Origin of the sequence: Streptomyces sp. NPDC047525, from assembly GCF_040643025.1 — a bacterium.
Taxonomy (GTDB): Bacteria; Actinomycetota; Actinomycetes; order Streptomycetales; family Streptomycetaceae; genus Streptomyces; species Streptomyces durmitorensis.
Genome location: NZ_JBEYTL010000057.1, coordinates 1 through 1,231 on the forward strand (window position 1 = coordinate 1; position 1,231 = coordinate 1,231).

Here is a 1,231-nt window from a genome sequence, read left to right on the forward strand (position 1 = left end):
GGCACCAGGCTTTGTAGGCGGTGTAGAGGCCGGTCTGTTCGGCTCGGTGGTCGGGGGCCAGGGTGCAGCATTCCTCGAAGAAGCGGCCGGTGTGGTCTTCGGTCTCGGCGTAGGCGGTGGTGGCGATGCGTACGCGTTCGGGGCCGGTGAGGTCGCGTTCTCCTGCCAGGTAGCGGCGGGCGCCGTCGATGAGCCAGCCCAGGATTCCGGAGCCTTCTTCGGTGACGAGGATGTCGGCGAGGTTGTCGATCTTGCGTTGGTCGGAGACGACGCGTTCGAAGGGGAGCAGGCGCATGCGGCGCCAGAAGGCGAAGCCGCCGGTGCCGACTTCGGGGCGGTGGTTGCCCAGGAGCCAGAGTTTGTGGGTGGGCTGGAAGCTGAAGAAGTCCTGCCGCATCCGGCGGGCTTTGATCCGGTCGCCGCCGGTGAGGAGTTTGACGCGGGCCTCGTCGAATTTGTCGCCGTGTTTGACCTCGCTGCACACGATCACGCGGCGGCCGTGGAGTTCCGCGAGGTCGGTGGGGTGGCCTTCGTAGGGGCGGGCCATCAGGAAGCCGGGCGGGGCGGCGTCCGCGTAGTCGCCCAGGAGTTTCATCAGGACGTCCAGGAGGACGGACTTGCCGTTCTTGCCCGCGCCGAAGAGGAAGGGCAGGACCTGGCCGCCGACGTCGCCGGTGACGGAGTAGCCAAGGAGCAGCTGCAGGAAGTCGATCATTTCCCGGCCCTCGGCGTCGTCGCCGAAGGTGTCGGCCAAAAACCGGTTCCAGCGCGGGGTGTTCACGTGCTGGGGGCCCACGGTCGTGGACCGGGAGTGGAAGTCCTTGTTGGGGTCAGGGGTCTTGATCAGGCTGGTGCGCAGGTCGACGATGCCCTGCGGGGTGCACAGGGCATAGGGATCGGCATCCAGACGCGCCGCGTTCAAGACCATGCCCGGAGCCGATTTCGCCTGCGTGAGCATCGCGTTCATGCCCGTGGTCGACAGCGCACGCCGCCGGTGCTGCTGCAGAGCCGTCGTGGTGAACACACCCCGGGCATCATGCGTGGCGATGTTCTCCGCGAGGTCACCCGCCGCCCACACCACCGTGTCGTCCTCATCGATCTGCCACCGCGTCGTGTCCCACCGATACCAGCCGATCCCCGGCACATGCCGGTAATCATTGGCATACAGCTTCACAAACAACTTCGCATTCCCACGATCCGACAACGTGTCAGGCAACAACCCATCCACGGA

At 66.3% G+C, this 1,231-nt stretch carries 1 protein-coding gene; it reads right to left on the reverse strand.

Translation table 11 applies throughout. From position 1 onward, the window contains the following. Positions 1 to 1,228: phage/plasmid primase, P4 family (locus ABZ833_RS45620; protein WP_361060050.1), on the reverse strand; the 1,228-nt coding region annotated here is incomplete at its 3' end. Positions 1,229 to 1,231: the final 3 nt, after the last annotated feature.